Origin of the sequence: Rhizobium sp. BR 315 (genome assembly GCF_050577975.1) — a bacterium.
Taxonomy (GTDB): Bacteria; Pseudomonadota; Alphaproteobacteria; order Rhizobiales; family Rhizobiaceae; genus Rhizobium; species Rhizobium miluonense.
The window spans coordinates 288,759-302,993 of record NZ_JARWKZ010000001.1 but is presented as its reverse complement, the minus strand read 5'-3'; the positions used below and the strand labels follow the sequence as shown (position 1 = coordinate 302,993).

General features: G+C 60.2%; 14 protein-coding genes. 9 read left to right on the top strand and 5 right to left on the bottom strand.

Going from position 1 to position 14,235, the window contains the following annotated elements; genetic code table 11:
• Positions 1-6 precede the first annotated feature (6 nt).
• The 4 genes from QD409_RS01450 (at position 7) to QD409_RS01435 (ending at position 3,841) form a co-directional block, all read left to right on the top strand.
• Entirely contained in the window at positions 7-858 is an 852-nt protein-coding gene (locus QD409_RS01450; RefSeq protein WP_430761672.1) for a CheR family methyltransferase, read from the top strand.
• A gap of 5 nt (positions 859-863) precedes the next feature.
• Positions 864-1,946 (top strand): protein-glutamate methylesterase/protein-glutamine glutaminase, encoded by a 1,083-nt coding sequence (locus QD409_RS01445; RefSeq protein WP_430761671.1) that lies wholly within the window; start codon positions 864-866, stop codon positions 1,944-1,946.
• A 143-nt stretch (positions 1,947-2,089) separates the two neighbouring features.
• Entirely contained in the window at positions 2,090-2,809 is a 720-nt protein-coding gene (locus tag QD409_RS01440; RefSeq protein WP_430761670.1) for an AAA family ATPase, read from the top strand.
• A 138-nt stretch (positions 2,810-2,947) separates the two neighbouring features.
• Positions 2,948-3,841 carry a hypothetical protein gene (locus QD409_RS01435; RefSeq protein ID WP_430761669.1) on the top strand — a complete coding sequence of 298 codons (894 nt, stop codon included), beginning with the start codon at positions 2,948-2,950 and terminating at the stop codon, positions 3,839-3,841.
• A gap of 157 nt (positions 3,842-3,998) precedes the next feature.
• Here QD409_RS01435 and QD409_RS01430 read toward each other — a convergent pair whose 3' ends face one another.
• Both QD409_RS01430 and QD409_RS01425 read right to left on the bottom strand, forming a co-directional pair.
• On the bottom strand, positions 3,999-5,156 hold the full coding sequence (locus QD409_RS01430; protein ID WP_430761668.1) for a patatin-like phospholipase family protein: 1,158 nt from the start codon (positions 5,154-5,156) through the stop codon (positions 3,999-4,001).
• A 36-nt stretch (positions 5,157-5,192) separates the two neighbouring features.
• Positions 5,193-5,939, bottom strand: a complete 747-nt coding sequence (locus QD409_RS01425) for an acetoacetate decarboxylase (protein WP_092844119.1) — start codon at positions 5,937-5,939, stop codon at positions 5,193-5,195.
• A gap of 206 nt (positions 5,940-6,145) precedes the next feature.
• Here QD409_RS01425 and QD409_RS01420 point away from each other — a divergent pair, with 206 nt between their 5' ends.
• The 3 genes from QD409_RS01420 to QD409_RS01410 all read left to right on the top strand — a co-directional run bounded on the left by QD409_RS01420 (position 6,146) and on the right by QD409_RS01410 (position 9,355).
• Positions 6,146-6,934, top strand: coding sequence for a 3-hydroxybutyrate dehydrogenase (locus tag QD409_RS01420; protein ID WP_430761667.1), 789 nt, complete (start codon positions 6,146-6,148; stop codon positions 6,932-6,934).
• Between the two features lie 97 nt (positions 6,935-7,031).
• On the top strand, positions 7,032-7,946 hold the full coding sequence (gene ppk2, locus QD409_RS01415) for a polyphosphate kinase 2 (RefSeq protein WP_430761666.1): 915 nt from the start codon (positions 7,032-7,034) through the stop codon (positions 7,944-7,946).
• Positions 7,947-8,071: 125 nt separating this feature from the next.
• Positions 8,072-9,355 (top strand): cystathionine gamma-synthase family protein, encoded by a 1,284-nt coding sequence (locus QD409_RS01410; RefSeq protein ID WP_430761665.1) that lies wholly within the window; start codon positions 8,072-8,074, stop codon positions 9,353-9,355.
• A gap of 67 nt (positions 9,356-9,422) precedes the next feature.
• On the opposite strand, the gene QD409_RS01405 is transcribed toward QD409_RS01410, so the two are convergent.
• The 3 genes from QD409_RS01405 to QD409_RS01395 form a co-directional block, all read right to left on the bottom strand.
• Positions 9,423-9,893: a hypothetical protein gene (locus QD409_RS01405; RefSeq protein WP_430761664.1), complete on the bottom strand. Its 471-nt coding sequence runs from the start codon at positions 9,891-9,893 to the stop codon at positions 9,423-9,425.
• A 220-nt stretch (positions 9,894-10,113) separates the two neighbouring features.
• On the bottom strand, positions 10,114-10,971 hold the full coding sequence (locus QD409_RS01400; RefSeq protein WP_430761663.1) for a MurR/RpiR family transcriptional regulator: 858 nt from the start codon (positions 10,969-10,971) through the stop codon (positions 10,114-10,116).
• A 54-nt stretch (positions 10,972-11,025) separates the two neighbouring features.
• Positions 11,026-12,069 (bottom strand): polyamine ABC transporter substrate-binding protein, encoded by a 1,044-nt coding sequence (locus tag QD409_RS01395; RefSeq protein WP_430761662.1) that lies wholly within the window; start codon positions 12,067-12,069, stop codon positions 11,026-11,028.
• A 163-nt stretch (positions 12,070-12,232) separates the two neighbouring features.
• On the opposite strand from QD409_RS01395, the gene QD409_RS01390 reads away from it, so the two are divergent.
• Together QD409_RS01390 and QD409_RS01385 are read left to right on the top strand one after the other, a co-directional pair.
• Positions 12,233-13,327 (top strand): ABC transporter ATP-binding protein, encoded by a 1,095-nt coding sequence (locus QD409_RS01390; protein ID WP_430761661.1) that lies wholly within the window; start codon positions 12,233-12,235, stop codon positions 13,325-13,327.
• Positions 13,327-14,226 (top strand): ABC transporter permease, encoded by a 900-nt coding sequence (locus tag QD409_RS01385; protein ID WP_430761660.1) that lies wholly within the window; start codon positions 13,327-13,329, stop codon positions 14,224-14,226. Before QD409_RS01390 ends, QD409_RS01385 begins: the two co-directional genes overlap by 1 nt.
• Positions 14,227-14,235 lie beyond the last annotated feature (9 nt).

The following is a 14,235-nucleotide window of genomic DNA, read 5'->3' as shown; positions in this document are numbered from 1 at the left end:
CCTAACGTGTCAGTGCAGGATGCAAGAGACTACAGTGACAGGGGACTTAGCCGGCGAAACTTCGACCAGCTTGCCCGCTACATCTACGACTATAGCGGCATCAAGATGCCGCCGGCAAAACGCACCATGCTGGAGGGGCGATTGCGGCGCCGGCTGAGGGCGACGGGGATCGTCGATCTCGATGATTACTGCGACTATCTCTTCAAGCACGGCGGCATCGACCGGGAAGCCATTCACCTCATCGACGCTGTCACCACCAACAAGACGGATTTCTTCCGCGAGCCGAAGCATTTCGAGCACCTCGAACAATCCGCCCTACCCGAACTCCTGGCGGCCGGCCATAGCCGCCTGCGCATCTGGAGTGCCGCCTGCTCGGTTGGCGCCGAGCCCTACACGATCGCCATGGTGCTTGAGGACTATCGCGAGGCTCGCGGCACGCCAGACTACAGCATTCTTGCCACAGATCTTTCCACCGACGTCCTCAAGGCGGCACGCAAGGGCATCTACCCGATTGGGATGATCGATCCGGTCGACCGGCAGAAACGGATCCGCTACATCATGGAGCCGCGCGATCCGCAACGCGGCGAAGTTCGCATCCATCCGAAGCTGCGCGCGAAGATCGGCTTTGGCCGTCTCAACCTGATGGACCGGGCCTACGAGATCGGCGACAAGGTTCATATTGTCTTCTGCCGCAATGTCCTGATCTATTTCGACAAGCCAACTCAGGAAAAGGTGCTGGCGAGGCTCTGCGAGAAGCTGGTGACGGGAGGCTTCCTCTATGTCGGCCACTCCGAGACAATCAGCGGGCTCAATTTGCCGGTGAAGCAGGTCGCCAACACCGTTTTTAGAAAGGTCTGAGGCGCATGGCCAAGAAGATCCGTGTGCTCATCGTCGACGATTCCGCCAGCGTCCGACAGGTCATGACGCAGGTTCTATCGGCTGATCCCGATATCGAGGTCATGGGCGCCGCCGCCGATCCGTTCATGGCCGCCAAGAAGATCCAGGAGGAAATCCCCGACGTCATCACGCTCGATGTCGAAATGCCTCGCATGGACGGCATTACCTTCCTGCGCAAGCTGATGACGCAGCGTCCCATCCCCGTCGTCATGTGCTCTTCCCTGACCGAGGCCGGTTCGGAAACGCTGATGCAGGCGCTGGAAGCAGGCGCCGTCGATATCATCCTGAAACCCAAGATCGCCGCCGCCGACCATCTGGCGGAGGCAGCCGCGATGATCCGGGAAACGGTCAAGGGTGCTGCGGCAGCGCGGCTCGGAACGGCGCGCAAACGTCTGGTCGCTTCGGCGGAGCCGACGGCCAAGCTGACGGCCGATGTCGTGCTGCCCCCGCCTACCGGCCGGGCCATGGCGAAGACCACCGAGATGGTCGTTTGCGTGGGAGCGTCCACAGGCGGCACCGAGGCGTTGCGCGAATTGCTGATGGCGCTACCGGCGAACACGCCCGGCATAGTCATCGTGCAGCACATGCCGGAGAAATTCACAGCTGCCTTTGCCAAGCGCCTGAACAGCCTTTGCGAAGTGGAGGTCAAGGAAGCGGAACATGGCGATGCGGTGCTGCGGGGCCATGTGCTGATTGCTCCCGGCGGCAAGCATATGCTGCTGGAACGGCAGGGCGCACGCTATGTCGTTGCGATCAAGGACGGTCCGCTCGTCTCCAGGCATCGCCCCTCCGTCGATGTGCTCTTCCGGTCCGCCGCACGGTCTGCCGCCGGCAACGCCATGGGCGTCATCATGACCGGCATGGGTGACGATGGCGCGCGCGGCATGAAGGAGATGCACGAGGCCGGCGCCTTCACCGTCGCCCAGGACGAGGAAACATCCGTCGTCTTCGGCATGCCCAAGGAAGCGATCGCCCATGGCGGCGTCGACCGGACCGTGGCTCTCGATCAGATCGCCCGCGAAATCCTGGCCGCTGACAAGCGGCATTGACCTGTGATCAAGGCAGCGGCGGGGCCGGCCGGAAACTCATTCAAAATGGTTTGTTAACCATAAATGCGTAACGATCCCTGCAAGCCATGACAGCCCTCGCCACCCCATTGAGTTGCCAAACCGATCAGCCCAGGGAGTCCCCCATGGCCGTTCTGACCTTTGCCAATACCAAAGGCGGCGCCGGCAAGACCACCGCCGTCGTCATTGTTGCCTGCGAACTCGCCAGAATGGGCTTTTCCGTGGCCGTGCTGGATGCAGACCCGCAGTTGTGGATTTCCAAATGGCATGAGCGACTGGGCGACAGGGCACCAGCCTCGCTCTCGGTCGTCCCCTATGTGACCGCCGCCAATCTCGGCCAGCATGCGCGCAAGCTGCGCGATGCGGTCGATTTCCTGCTCATCGACCTGCCCGGCGCACGCAGCCCGCTGCTGGCCCAGGCGCTCGGCTATTCCAACTACGTGCTCATTCCCGTGCAGGGCTCCGCCATGGATGCGGAGGGTGCGACTAACGTCATCGAGCTTCTGCAATATCTGGAAGACCGCGCCGATATCCGCATTCCGCACTCGGTCGTGCTGACGCGCGTCAATCCGATGGTGACGACACGCGCGCTGCAATCGGTGAAGGAACTGCTCTCCAGCCGGCGCGTCCATGTGCTGTCCACGCCGATCATCGAACGCGCCGCCTACCGCGAAGTCTTCGGCTATGGTCAGACCCTTTATTCCATCGCTCCGGAAAGCGTCAGCAATCTCGACAAGGCTCAGCAGAATGCGCAGGCTCTTGCTCAAGAGGTTCTGCGCCGGGTTCTGCCCTATAGCAGTCGCAGCGATCAGACCAAGTCTGAAAGCCTGAAGCTCTCGGCCTGACGCCCACCGCCCATCAAAAGCACCAACCGCGGCGGGAAGAACCGACGTCGAGGCATCGTGACTTGACATGCGCGGCACAGGCCGAAACATGGCGCGGTTTTGTATTTGCCGATCTCCTCAAACAGATAGGTGTGAAAAGTGCGCCCCTTCCTCCTGTTTCCTCTTTTGCTTTCGCTCGCTCCCTTTTCCACCGCGGCAGCCGAAACGCCATGTGCCGACCTCGTCAACGGCAGCGAAGTCATTCAGCATACGGATGGCTTTACCGTGTCCGAACTGCATGACGGCTGCGCCGTGACGAAGGGACTTTTCAAGTCCGGCAGCCGATTGGGATGGACGTTTGAACATGCGGAAATGAAGGGCGACGATCTGGTTGCCTTCCTCAAGGCCATTACGACCAAGCCCGACCATATCCCCACCTGGGGGCGCTTCTCCGTCGAAGGTATACGCTTCACACCGCTGCTGGATAATGCTTTTGCGAACTACATTGCCACGGTTCAGCAATGGCCGATGGATATTTCCGGCTCATTTCACTTCGAACCCAAGGACGGTTATCTCGACATTCAGGAGCTGCAGCTCACCAATCTGCGGCTTGGCAAGGCGTCGCTATCGGCTGAGTTTACCCTGCCCAAGAACACGAATGTGCAAGCACTGGCAGAGGGGGGCTCTGCCGGCCTGACGCATATGCGTTTCCGGCTCGACAATCAGGGACTGTTCGAGGGCATGGCCGTACCGTCGCTGGCCTCGTTTCTGCAGCAGATTGGCGGCTCGGACGATCCGGCGCAAGGCATCAACCAGCTGCGCGACAATGCCTCGACGGCGCTGCAGATCCTCCCGGACAGCCAGATCGACGCGGACTCGAAGAAGGCCCTGCTCCGCTTCCTGCAGGATCTTCCCCATCCCACTGGTTTCTTTACCCTCGATCTCGCCTTCGCCAAGCCGTTGCAGATCGGGTCGCTCGGTCTCGACGCCACACAGCTGGCGCAAACTGCCCTGGCGAGTGCCAAGATTTCGGTCAGCTACAAAGCACGCTGATACGGCCCGCAACGTCGACCAGATCGACTTCACCTCACAGCCATTCAGCGCGAGGTGAAGCTGGTCATCCTATGTGAGCCGACCGGTGCGGCTTCAAAGGCTGTGTCAGCAAACGGCATGGGTTAGCAGGCACTTCCCCACACTGTCGGCCTCTCCCTCAAACCGGGTCTTCGCGATGCAGGTCGTGGATCGCCACGGCGTCATCAGTCAGCGGCGGCAGCAGCCATTCGGAATGGCGTAGCGTGCGCTTGGTGTCCTCCAGCCCCATGTCCCAATGTTCGCGCATAGAGGTGCCGGAGAACTCGTAGTCTTTGGCATGACCTTCATAGTTCTTGTGCTGATAGATGAGGTGAACGATGTTGACCACGCCTGCATCGGAATAGTCGGCCATCAGCTCTTCCTCGTCCGGCGTCAGTTGATCCTTCGGTACCCGCTTCAAGGCTCCCAGCAGCTTCATCTTCAGCCCGTGGATGCGCTTGAAATTGTCTGTATTCTGCCGAGTACGGCTCGAATACATGATGTCCTTGTGGCGCGACAGCACATCCGGCATGCTGCGCGGCAGGACACCGCGCGCGCTGAACAGATCCACCTGGAACACCAGCGAGCTGCGGTCTTCTTTCTGATCGAGCAGATATTGCAGCGGCGTGTTGGAGACGATGCCGCCGTCCCAGTAATATTCGCCTTCTATGCGGATGGCCGGCAAGGCGGGCGGCAAGGCGCCGCTCGCCATGATGTGTTCGGGGCCGATGCGGATATTGTCGGTATCGAAATAGACAAAGTTGCCGGTGCGGACATTCACCGCGCCGACGCTGAAGCGCTTCTTGCCGTCGTTCAGCACGTCGAAATCGATCAGCATCTCCAGCGTCTTCTCCAGCTCGGCGGAATCGTAGAAGCTGGTCGCACCTTCGGCACCCGGCAGCTCGAACCAGGGATTGGGAAAGCGCGGCTTGAAGAAGCCGGGCTGCCCCATCGTCATGGTCATCCAAGAGCTGGTGCGGTTGCGGATATCGCGGAAGACGTCGCCTTCCGGCGTGTAGGCCCAGATCTTGCGCCCGGAAATGATCTGCCAGAATTGCTCGAGGCGCTGCAGTCGGCGGCTCGGCTCATTGCCGGCGATGATCGCGGCGTTAACGGCGCCGATCGACACGCCTGAAAGCCAGGTCGGCTCGCATCCTGCTTCGGCCAGCGCCTGATAGACGCCGGCCTGATAGGCGCCGAGTGCGCCGCCGCCCTGAAATACGAGGGCGACACGATCATATTGCTCAGCAATTTCAGGGATTGTCGGCACTGCGGGCTTGGTGTTTCGTTCGAGCACGGTCCGTCTCCTGCAAGGGGCAAAAATAGGGCTCTGTTACCTGCGCTCAGCGAGGTAGTCGTGAACGACTTCGCCAAGGCCGAGCGTCAGATCCGCGGTGAAATGAACGGCGGAAACCACTTCGAGAACCGGCAGCCGCGCGACGTCGGCCATGACATGCGGACGGAGATCGAGTGCCGCCGGCGAAGTCCAGGCTTCCTTGATGGTGATATCGGTGAGGTAGTAGCGCACCAGCTCGCAGATGCGTGGCGTGGCGTCTACATGCGGCACGATCTTGATCAGGAAATTCGGTTCAGAGAGAGAGGCGAGCAGCGGCCCCTGATCGACCGGCTTATGCTTGTAACCCATCGTTCCGGTCGCGCAGAGAACGCTGCCATAGTGCAGCGTGCCGACGATGACTTCACCTTCGTTGACGATCTTCGGATTGGCGAGCTTCTTCGGAAAGCCCCAGATCTCACGGCCGCCGGTGATCGGCGCATCGTCGTCGAGATACATCGAATGGACATAGCCGCCGGCCTGGCCGCGATATCTGACCGGTATGACCTGCCCGGTCTCGGTATAGTCGCCGAAGCCGGTGGAATCCGGCATGCGGATGAATTCGTACTTCACCAACGGCTCGTCGATTTCGAGCGGCGCGGGCACCACTGCCTCCAGCGCCTCGCGTGTCGTGCGGTAGGTGATGATGACGTATTCGCGATCGAAGAACCGGTAAGGTCCAGGAGGATAGGAAGGATTGGTCAGCGGCATTGCATAGGCATGCTTGAGAATGTCTTCGACCTTCATCGTATTTTTCGTCGTTGGAGAAAACAACCGGGCGCCCGCGACGAAAACTTGCACGGTTGCATGACAGTGAAGTGTCAGTTGCCGATGGTTGCCGCGGGCGCTCGGCCGCACCTGTTATCAAAGCGACATACGACGCTGGCAGTGTGCGCTCACCTCGGCATTTTCAATTTGCTCAACCTTGTCATAGAGATTGCGGGAGTTGCATTATGGGTTCGTTGACTTCGAAGAATGCGCTGGTCACCGGTTCGACGAGCGGCATTGGGCTTGCGATCGCGCGCGCCTTTGCCGCCGAAGGCGCGAATGTCACCATCAACGGCCTCGGCGACGCCGACGCGATCGAAAAGGAACGTGCCGCCATCGAAGCCGACTTCGGCGTGAAGTGCCGTTATTCCGGCGCCAACATGATGAACGGCGAAGAAGTCACCGCCATGGTGCGTGACGCCGAGGAAGCCTTTGGCAGCCTCGACGTCCTCGTCAACAATGCTGGCATTCAGTTCGTCGCCCCGATCGAGGAATTTCCCGACGACAAGTGGGAAGCGATCATCCGCATCAACCTGCTTGCCGCCTTTTACGCCATCAAGGCCGCCATTCCCGGCATGAAGGCACGCAAATGGGGCCGTATCATCAACACGTCCTCGGCGCATGCCCTGGTCGCCTCGCCCTTCAAATCAGCCTATGTCTCGGCCAAGCATGGGATCACCGGCCTTACCAAGACCATCGCTCTCGAAGCCGCGCGGGACGGCGTTACCGTCAACTCCATCGCGCCGGGCTATGTCTGGACGCCGCTCGTCGAGAAGCAGATCCCCGAGACCATGAAGGCCCGCAACATGACGGAAGAGCAGGTCAAGCACGACGTGCTGCTTGCCGCGCAGCCGACGAAGGAATTCGTGACCGTCGACGAAGTCGCCGCCATCGCCGTGTTCCTGTGCGGCGACGCCGCCAAGCAGATTGCCGGCACGACGCTTTCCGTCGACGGCGGCTGGACCGCAGAATAAAGCCGAGACATAGCCGGCACATGATCACACAACGTGCCGGCGTTTGCGGCCGCAAGCCGCAGCAGCACCAATATGAAAACAGAGCAGGAGGCGCGCAATGACCGACGAAACCCAGGACCCGCTCAACCGCATCAAGGACGAGATCGTCGACAGCTTCGACGAAGAGCTCGAGATGCAGCTCGAGGAAGATCGCCTGGACGAACTGGTTGCCGAAGGCCTTATCAGCGAAGGCGAAGCGACGCTGGAGCGCAGGGTCTATTTCCGCGAACTCTTCCGCCTTCAGCATGAGCTGGTGCGCCTGCAGGACTGGGTGCAGTACAAGAAGCTTAAGGTCGTGGTGCTGTTCGAGGGCCGCGATTCCGCCGGCAAGGGCGGCGCCATCAAGCGTGTCACCCAGCGCCTCAATCCGCGCGTCTGCCGCGTTGTTGCATTGCCGGCGCCAACCGAGCGCGAACGGCACCAATGGTATTTCCAGCGCTACGCCGCTCACCTGCCGACATCAGGCGAAATGGTGCTGTTCGACCGCAGCTGGTATAATCGTGCCGGCGTGGAGCGCGTCATGGGCTTCTGCTCGTCGGAGGAGCTGGAAGAATTCTTCCGCTCCGTGCCGGATTTCGAACGCATGCTGGTGCGCTCCGGCATCATCCTACTCAAATACTGGTTTTCGATCACCGACGAAGAGCAGGAATTCCGCTTCAACATGCGCATTCAGGATCCGCTGAAGCAGTGGAAGCTGTCACCGATGGACCTGCAGAGCCGCGTGCATTGGGAAGAATACACCAAGGCCAAGGAAGAAATGCTGGAACGCACGCATATTCCGGAAGCGCCTTGGTGGGTCGTCCACGCCGTCGACAAGAAGAGGGCACGCCTTAACTGTATCGCCCATCTCTTGAAGCAGATCCCCTATGAAGCCGTGCCGAAGCCGGAGATTATTTTGCCGGAGCGCATGCGCAACGCCGACTACCACCGCACGCCGGTGCCGCCGGAAATGTACGTACCGGAAATCTACTGAGGAAATCGACAAGGCGAGTCCGCCTCGGGCGGCTCGCCGCCGGCGCAAAGACTATGGCGCGCAATCACCTCAACTAATGATATGATGCGAATCTAATGTTCGTGTCGTCGGCTGAGGAGACCGTCATGACTGCGCCGCATCCCTCGAAAACGCATATCGGCAACCACGCCCTTCACCCCGAAACCCAGATGCTGAACTATGGCTACGACCCGGAACTCTCCGAGGGCGCGGTCAAGCCACCCGTTTTCCTGACCTCCACTTTCGTCTTCAAATCGGCCGAGGATGGGCGCGATTTCTTCAACTACATATCCGGCCGAAACGAGCCGCCAAAGGGCACGGGCGTCGGTCTCGTCTATTCGCGCTTCAACCACCCGAACAGCGAAATCGTCGAAGATCGCCTTGCCGTTTACGAGCGAACGGAGAGCTGCGCACTGTTCTCTTCGGGCATGTCGGCAATTGCCACAACCCTGCTCGCCTTCGTTCGACCTGGTGATGCGATCCTGCATTCGCAGCCGCTTTATGGCGGTACAGAAACGCTGATTGCCAAGACATTTCTCAATCTCGGCGTTTCGGCGGTCGGCTTCGCCGACGGCGTCAACGAAGCTTCCGTGACGGCGAGTGCGGAGGCGGCGATGGCCAAGGGCCGTGTATCGCTCATTCTCGTGGAAACGCCCGCCAATCCGACGAATAGCCTCGTCGATATCGCCATGATCCGCCGCGTTGCCGATGCCATCGGCGAAAAGCAGGGCCACACGCCGATTGTCGCCTGCGACAACACCTTGCTAGGGCCGGTCTTCCAGCGGCCGATCGAGCACGGTGCCGATATTTCCCTCTATTCTCTGACCAAATATGTCGGTGGCCACTCCGACCTGATCGCCGGCGCCGCACTCGGCTCCAAAGCTGTTATGAAACAGGTCAAGGCGCTGCGCGGCGCGATCGGCACGCAGCTCGATCCGCATTCCTGCTGGATGCTCGGCCGTTCGCTGGAAACGCTGCAGATCCGCATGGAGCGGGCAAACAGCAATGCCCGGGCCGTCGCCGATTTCCTGCGCGATCACCCTAAGGTCGAGCAAATTCACTATCTCGCCTATGCGGATCCGGCATCGGCGACCGGCCGGACTTTCGCTAAGCAGTGCAGCGGGGCGGGCTCCACCTTCTCCTTCGACATCAGGGGTGGACAGCCGGCTTCGTTCCGGTTCCTGAACGCACTGCAGATCTTCAAGCTGGCCGTCAGCCTGGGCGGTACGGAATCGCTGGCCTCCCATCCCGCAACGACAACGCATTCCGGCGTACCGATAGATGTTCGCCACCGCATTGGCGTGCTGGAATCGACGATCCGCCTGTCGATTGGGATAGAGCATCCGGACGACCTGATCGCCGATCTGGCAGCGGCTCTCGAAATCGCATGATTTTGGTATCTCGCTAAGCAGGCAATGAGCGGCGGGGTGGCTCGTTATCGGGCGGCCACCACCGCCGTCAGTCGTCCGGCCAAACTTCGATGTCCGGATCGACGACATAGTGCGACCCATTGTGCCAGACATAGGTGATGATGAGGTACTTGTTGCCAAAGCCGGTGACGACCTCATAGCGGCACATCAAGCGGTATGGCCCTTTCTTGTCGCGAAGCATGCCCCGCTCGTCCGTGAAAAGACCCTCGCCATCGTCAACCTCTCCGATGACGTTCAACCCCGCATCCTCGCGCAATTTTCGAAAGGCAGCCTGGGCAATATCAAGGGGGGCGCATGCCCCCTCGATTGTCGGCGGTGCTCCGGTTTGATCCAGAACGACGTCCCATCGTCCGTTGTCGAACCTGAATGGCAGGCTATCGACGAAGTCGCGCCCTTCGGCCATCGTCGCGCGGAGGCGAACGGTTTCCGGCTGACCGAAAGCGGGAACACAGCCAAGAAGCTCGCGGATTCGGGGAGCGCCGGGCTTCACGCGATCCATGGCCTGCTGCAGTTGCGGCGGGGTTGGAGGGACAGGCAAAATCGCTTCGGGCGCGGCACGCGCTTGAGCCAAGGCCAAATTGATGCCCATGGCGAGCGCACAGGCCAGAAGAAAGACACGGGATAGCAAAGTCCTTGGGTCCATCGCTCAGATCAAAGCAGTGCAGGCGCTCAAACTACGTCGCCGTTCGCGACGAGAACAAGACATTCGGAGCCGGTGGTCAGCTTTCGAAATCGCCAAACACATCCTGCAAACGGGTCAGCAATTCGACACGCTCACCCACCTTGCCGCTCAGGACGACGATGATGTTGGCGAGAAGAAGATCCATCACGGCGGTCATGGTCGCCGCTCCATCCCAGAGCGGACCGTGCGAGCCGGGTATGACGAGCGAGATATCCGACACCTCTTTCGCCCAGGGGCAGAATTCATCCGTCAGCAGGATGACCTTCACGCCGGCGCGGCGTGCCTCTTCGGCAAGCGGTCTCGCCTTGGCGGCGAAGCGGCGAACATCGTGAAGGAAGAGCACGCGGCCCTCGACGGCGCCGTCGAGCAATTCGGCATAGGTGCCATTTAACCCATCCATGAAGGAGACGCGCGACCTTGTATAGGAGAGCTGGGCGGCGAAATACTGGGCGATGCCACGGACGTTCTGGTAGGCGGCAACATAGACTTCGCTGGCCGAGATCAGCGCATCGATGGTCTGCTGCCATTGCGGCGCGGTCGTCAGCTCATAGATCAAGCCGAGATTTTCGACCTGCTGCTGCAGCAACCCGGCGAGAAATTTGCCGTCGCGCAGGTCCTCCTGGAAACGATCCAGGGAGCCTTTGATCTGCCAGGCGGGATTGGAGCGGCTGCCGCGGCGCAGGGCCGCCTTGAGCTCATCGAGACCATCGAAGCCGAGCCGCCGCAGATAACGACCGACGGTCATCTGCGAGATCTCCAACCTGGCCGCAATGGATTTCGCTGTCTCGAAGGGAAGTTCTGCGATGTTGCGCTCGATATAGCTGGCTATCAGCTTGTCGGATTTCGACTTGCGCATTTCCGCGCTCTGCACAAGCTTCAATAGATCCTTCGACAATCTTCCCTCCGCTGAAGCTCCGCCCGGAACCGGGCGGAGTATCGCATCCTGACATTACTGCGCTGTCTTGACTTTCGTCCATACGCGATCGAATTGACGGAGCCCCGGTCCCAGATTCTCAAAGATCTGCAGACGCTTCATGGTTTCGTCAGTCGGATTGATTTCCTTGCTATTCTTGATGTTTTCCGGCGTCAATTGGCGAGCCGGCACATTGGGGGTGCCGTTCGTCTGCTGCGCGACATTCAGTGCAGGGACTTCCGGACGGGTATAGAATTGCAGGAACTTGATCGCGTTCGCCTTGTTGGGAGCCGTTTTCAGCACGCACATATCTTCCTGATACATGGTCGCACCTTCTTCCGGAATGACGTAGCCGAGATCCTTCGGGTTGCCGAAGACGTTGATCATCGAGCCGACGAAGAAGTGGGCAGCGGCAATGTCGCCGGACTCCACCATCGGGCGCGAGTCATAGGTGAAAGCCGCAACATAGGGCTTCATGTCGATGACCGCATCGGCCGCCTGCTGGAGGTCTTCCGACTTGGTCGAATTGACGGAGTGACCGTTGAGGATCAGGCCGACCCCGAGCACTTCACGCATATCGTCGAGCAGCGTGAACTTCAGGTGCTTGGCCTTCACCGTTGCGACCAGATCCTTCCAGCCGGTGATATCCTTGCCGAGGACGCGGCGGTTGTAGAGAATGCCGACCGTGCCGAAGGCGTAAGGCAGGCAATATTCACCCTTCGGATCGCTCTTGGCACGCAGAAACTTGGGATCGATGTTCTTGAAACCCTCGTAGGTATTGATGTCGGTCTTCTCCAGAAGATTGAGCTTGGCCATGATCTCCTGCATGTGCACCGACGGGAAAACGATGTCGTAGCCGGTGGCGCCACCCTGGATCTTGGCAAGCATTTCCTCGTTGGAGGAGTAGGTCGACAGATTGACCTTGATCTTGCTTTCCTCCTCGAATTTCTGGAGTACGGCGGGATTGATGTATTCGCCCCAGTTATAAATATTGAGCTCGTCGGCAAGAACCGCGGTCGGCAGCAATGCCGTAAGCGCAACAAGACCCAGGCGTCTGAACACGCCTTTCAAAATCGTCATTTTGGTTCCCCTTGATAGGATTATTATCCCCTCGGCACGCCAGGCTCGACCTCTGTGGAAGCTGTAACCGACCGCGTTGAGGGCGTTGACTTCGACAGAAAAATGATATCAACATATCGAAATCGCGCAAGAGTTAATTTAATAACATTTCGGGGAACGAAGCATGCGAGATGCAATCGTGCGGCTGGTCTCAGCCGCAAAGGCCTTTCCGACTCCCGAGGGTCGGCAGGTCAAAGCGCTTGACGGTATCGATCTTGAAATCGGCCGTAATGAGTTCATCACACTTCTGGGACCATCCGGCTGCGGCAAGACCACGCTGCTGCAGGCGATCAGCGGCTTCGCCGAGCTTGATGCCGGCCGCATCGTGATTGACGGAGAAGACATGACGGATCGGCCGCCGTATCGTCGCCCGGTCAACACCGTCTTCCAGAACTACGCGCTTTTCCCGCACATGAGCGTCGGCGAGAATATCGGCTATGCCCTGGAGGCCGCCGGCGTCGGCAAGGCCGAACGGATCGAGCGGGTCCGCGCGGTGCTGAAGATGGTCGGCCTGGAAGACATGGAAAGCCGTCTGCCGCGGCAATTGTCGGGCGGCCAGCAACAGCGCGTGGCGCTTGCCCGCGCCATCGTGGCGCGCCCCAAGGTGCTGCTGCTCGATGAACCGCTTTCGGCCCTCGACCGTCACCTGCGCGAAGCCATGCAGCTCGAGCTGAAAAACCTACAGCACGAGCTAGGCATCACCTTCATCTTCGTGACGCATGACCAGCAGGAAGCCCTGACGATGTCCGACCGCGTTGCGGTGCTCAACGGCGGTCGGATCCAGCAGCTCGACTCGCCGCGACAGATCTACGACCACCCCGCCAACACTTTCGTCGCAAGCTTCATCGGTGCAAGCAACCTGTTCGAAGGGCGCAGCGACGGCCAGGATTTCGTCACCGGCGAAGGCACCGCGATCAGGCACGCACCGAATGTGGCAATTGCGGATAAGCAACCGGCAGTCGCGCTGATCCGCCCGGAGAATTTCTTCCTGGCCACCTCTACCAGCACTTGCCCGGCCATCGACGTCACTGTGGAGCAGATTGTCTATGTCGGCTCGTCCTTCGAAGTCTTCGGCAGAACGGCAGGCGGCCGCAAGCTTCTGGCCCATGTTCCAGCCGCCCAGCGCGCAGCGGTCGGCCTACTTGCTGCAGGCCAATCCGCACGCTGGCACTACGATCCGGCCAGCGTCCACCTGATCGCCACGAGAGGGGAAGCCTGATGACCATTGCTGCGCGCCAGCGTTTCCAGCTCGGGCTGCTGCTCGGGCCGGTCACGCTCTTCCTCTTGATCTTCTTTATCGTTCCGCTCGGCATCATGGTGGTAACGAGCTTCCTGGCGCCGGGCCTTTATGGCGGCGTCGAATGGAGCTTCTATCCCGATAATTTCGGCCGCATCCTCGGCTTCGCCAATCCGGAATTCGAGGAATACGACCCGGTCTATATCGGCATCTTCCTTCGCTCGCTGAGGATCGCGGCCATGACGGTGGTGGCGACGCTTGTCGTCTGCTACCCGGCGGCCTTCTATGTTAGCCGGCTACCGGATAAATGGAAGAGCTTCTGCCTCTTCCTGATCACTCTGCCGTTCTTCTCCAGCCTGATCGTGCGGCTCTTCGTCTGGGTGATGATCTTGCGCCCGACGGGACTGATCAATAACGCACTGATAGCGACGGGCGTGATCTCGACGCCGCTGGAGATGATCTATACAGACGGCGCGATCATACTCGGCATGGTCTATGTCTTCATTCCGTTCATGTTCATGCCGGTCTATGCCAGCATCGAGAAGCTCGACTGGCGGCTCATTCAAGCATCGCTCGATCTCGGCGCCGGCCCGATCCGGACCTTCTTCCGTATCGTCCTGCCACTCACCACGCCGGGGATCATTGGCGGCTCCGTCATCGTCTTCATCCCCGCGCTCGGCAATTTCGTCGTGCCGGCCGTGTTGGGCGGCGCCAAGGTGATGATGCTCGGCAGCCTCATCGAAGCGCAGTTCCTTTCCGCCCGCAACTGGCCGTTCGGCTCGGCGCTCGCCATGATGGCCATGGCCGTGATGCTGGTGCTGCTCGTCGCCTATGTTATCGTCTCCGGCCGCCGCAACGCGACCGCAGCACTGACGGTATGAGGAGGGGAT

Coding starts and splice junctions, on each gene's coding strand:
- QD409_RS01420 (WP_430761667.1), top strand. CDS start 6,146: ATGGGTTCGTTGACTTCGAAGAATGCGCTGGTCACCGGTTCGACGAGC.
- QD409_RS01425 (WP_092844119.1), bottom strand. CDS start 5,939: ATGAAGGTCGAAGACATTCTCAAGCATGCCTATGCAATGCCGCTGACC.
- QD409_RS01440 (WP_430761670.1), top strand. CDS start 2,090: ATGGCCGTTCTGACCTTTGCCAATACCAAAGGCGGCGCCGGCAAGACC.
- QD409_RS01385 (WP_430761660.1), top strand. CDS start 13,327: ATGACCATTGCTGCGCGCCAGCGTTTCCAGCTCGGGCTGCTGCTCGGG.
- QD409_RS01390 (WP_430761661.1), top strand. CDS start 12,233: ATGCGAGATGCAATCGTGCGGCTGGTCTCAGCCGCAAAGGCCTTTCCG.
- QD409_RS01405 (WP_430761664.1), bottom strand. CDS start 9,893: ATGGATCGCGTGAAGCCCGGCGCTCCCCGAATCCGCGAGCTTCTTGGC.
- QD409_RS01395 (WP_430761662.1), bottom strand. CDS start 12,069: ATGACGATTTTGAAAGGCGTGTTCAGACGCCTGGGTCTTGTTGCGCTT.
- QD409_RS01445 (WP_430761671.1), top strand. CDS start 864: ATGGCCAAGAAGATCCGTGTGCTCATCGTCGACGATTCCGCCAGCGTC.
- ppk2 (WP_430761666.1), top strand. CDS start 7,032: ATGACCGACGAAACCCAGGACCCGCTCAACCGCATCAAGGACGAGATC.
- QD409_RS01410 (WP_430761665.1), top strand. CDS start 8,072: ATGACTGCGCCGCATCCCTCGAAAACGCATATCGGCAACCACGCCCTT.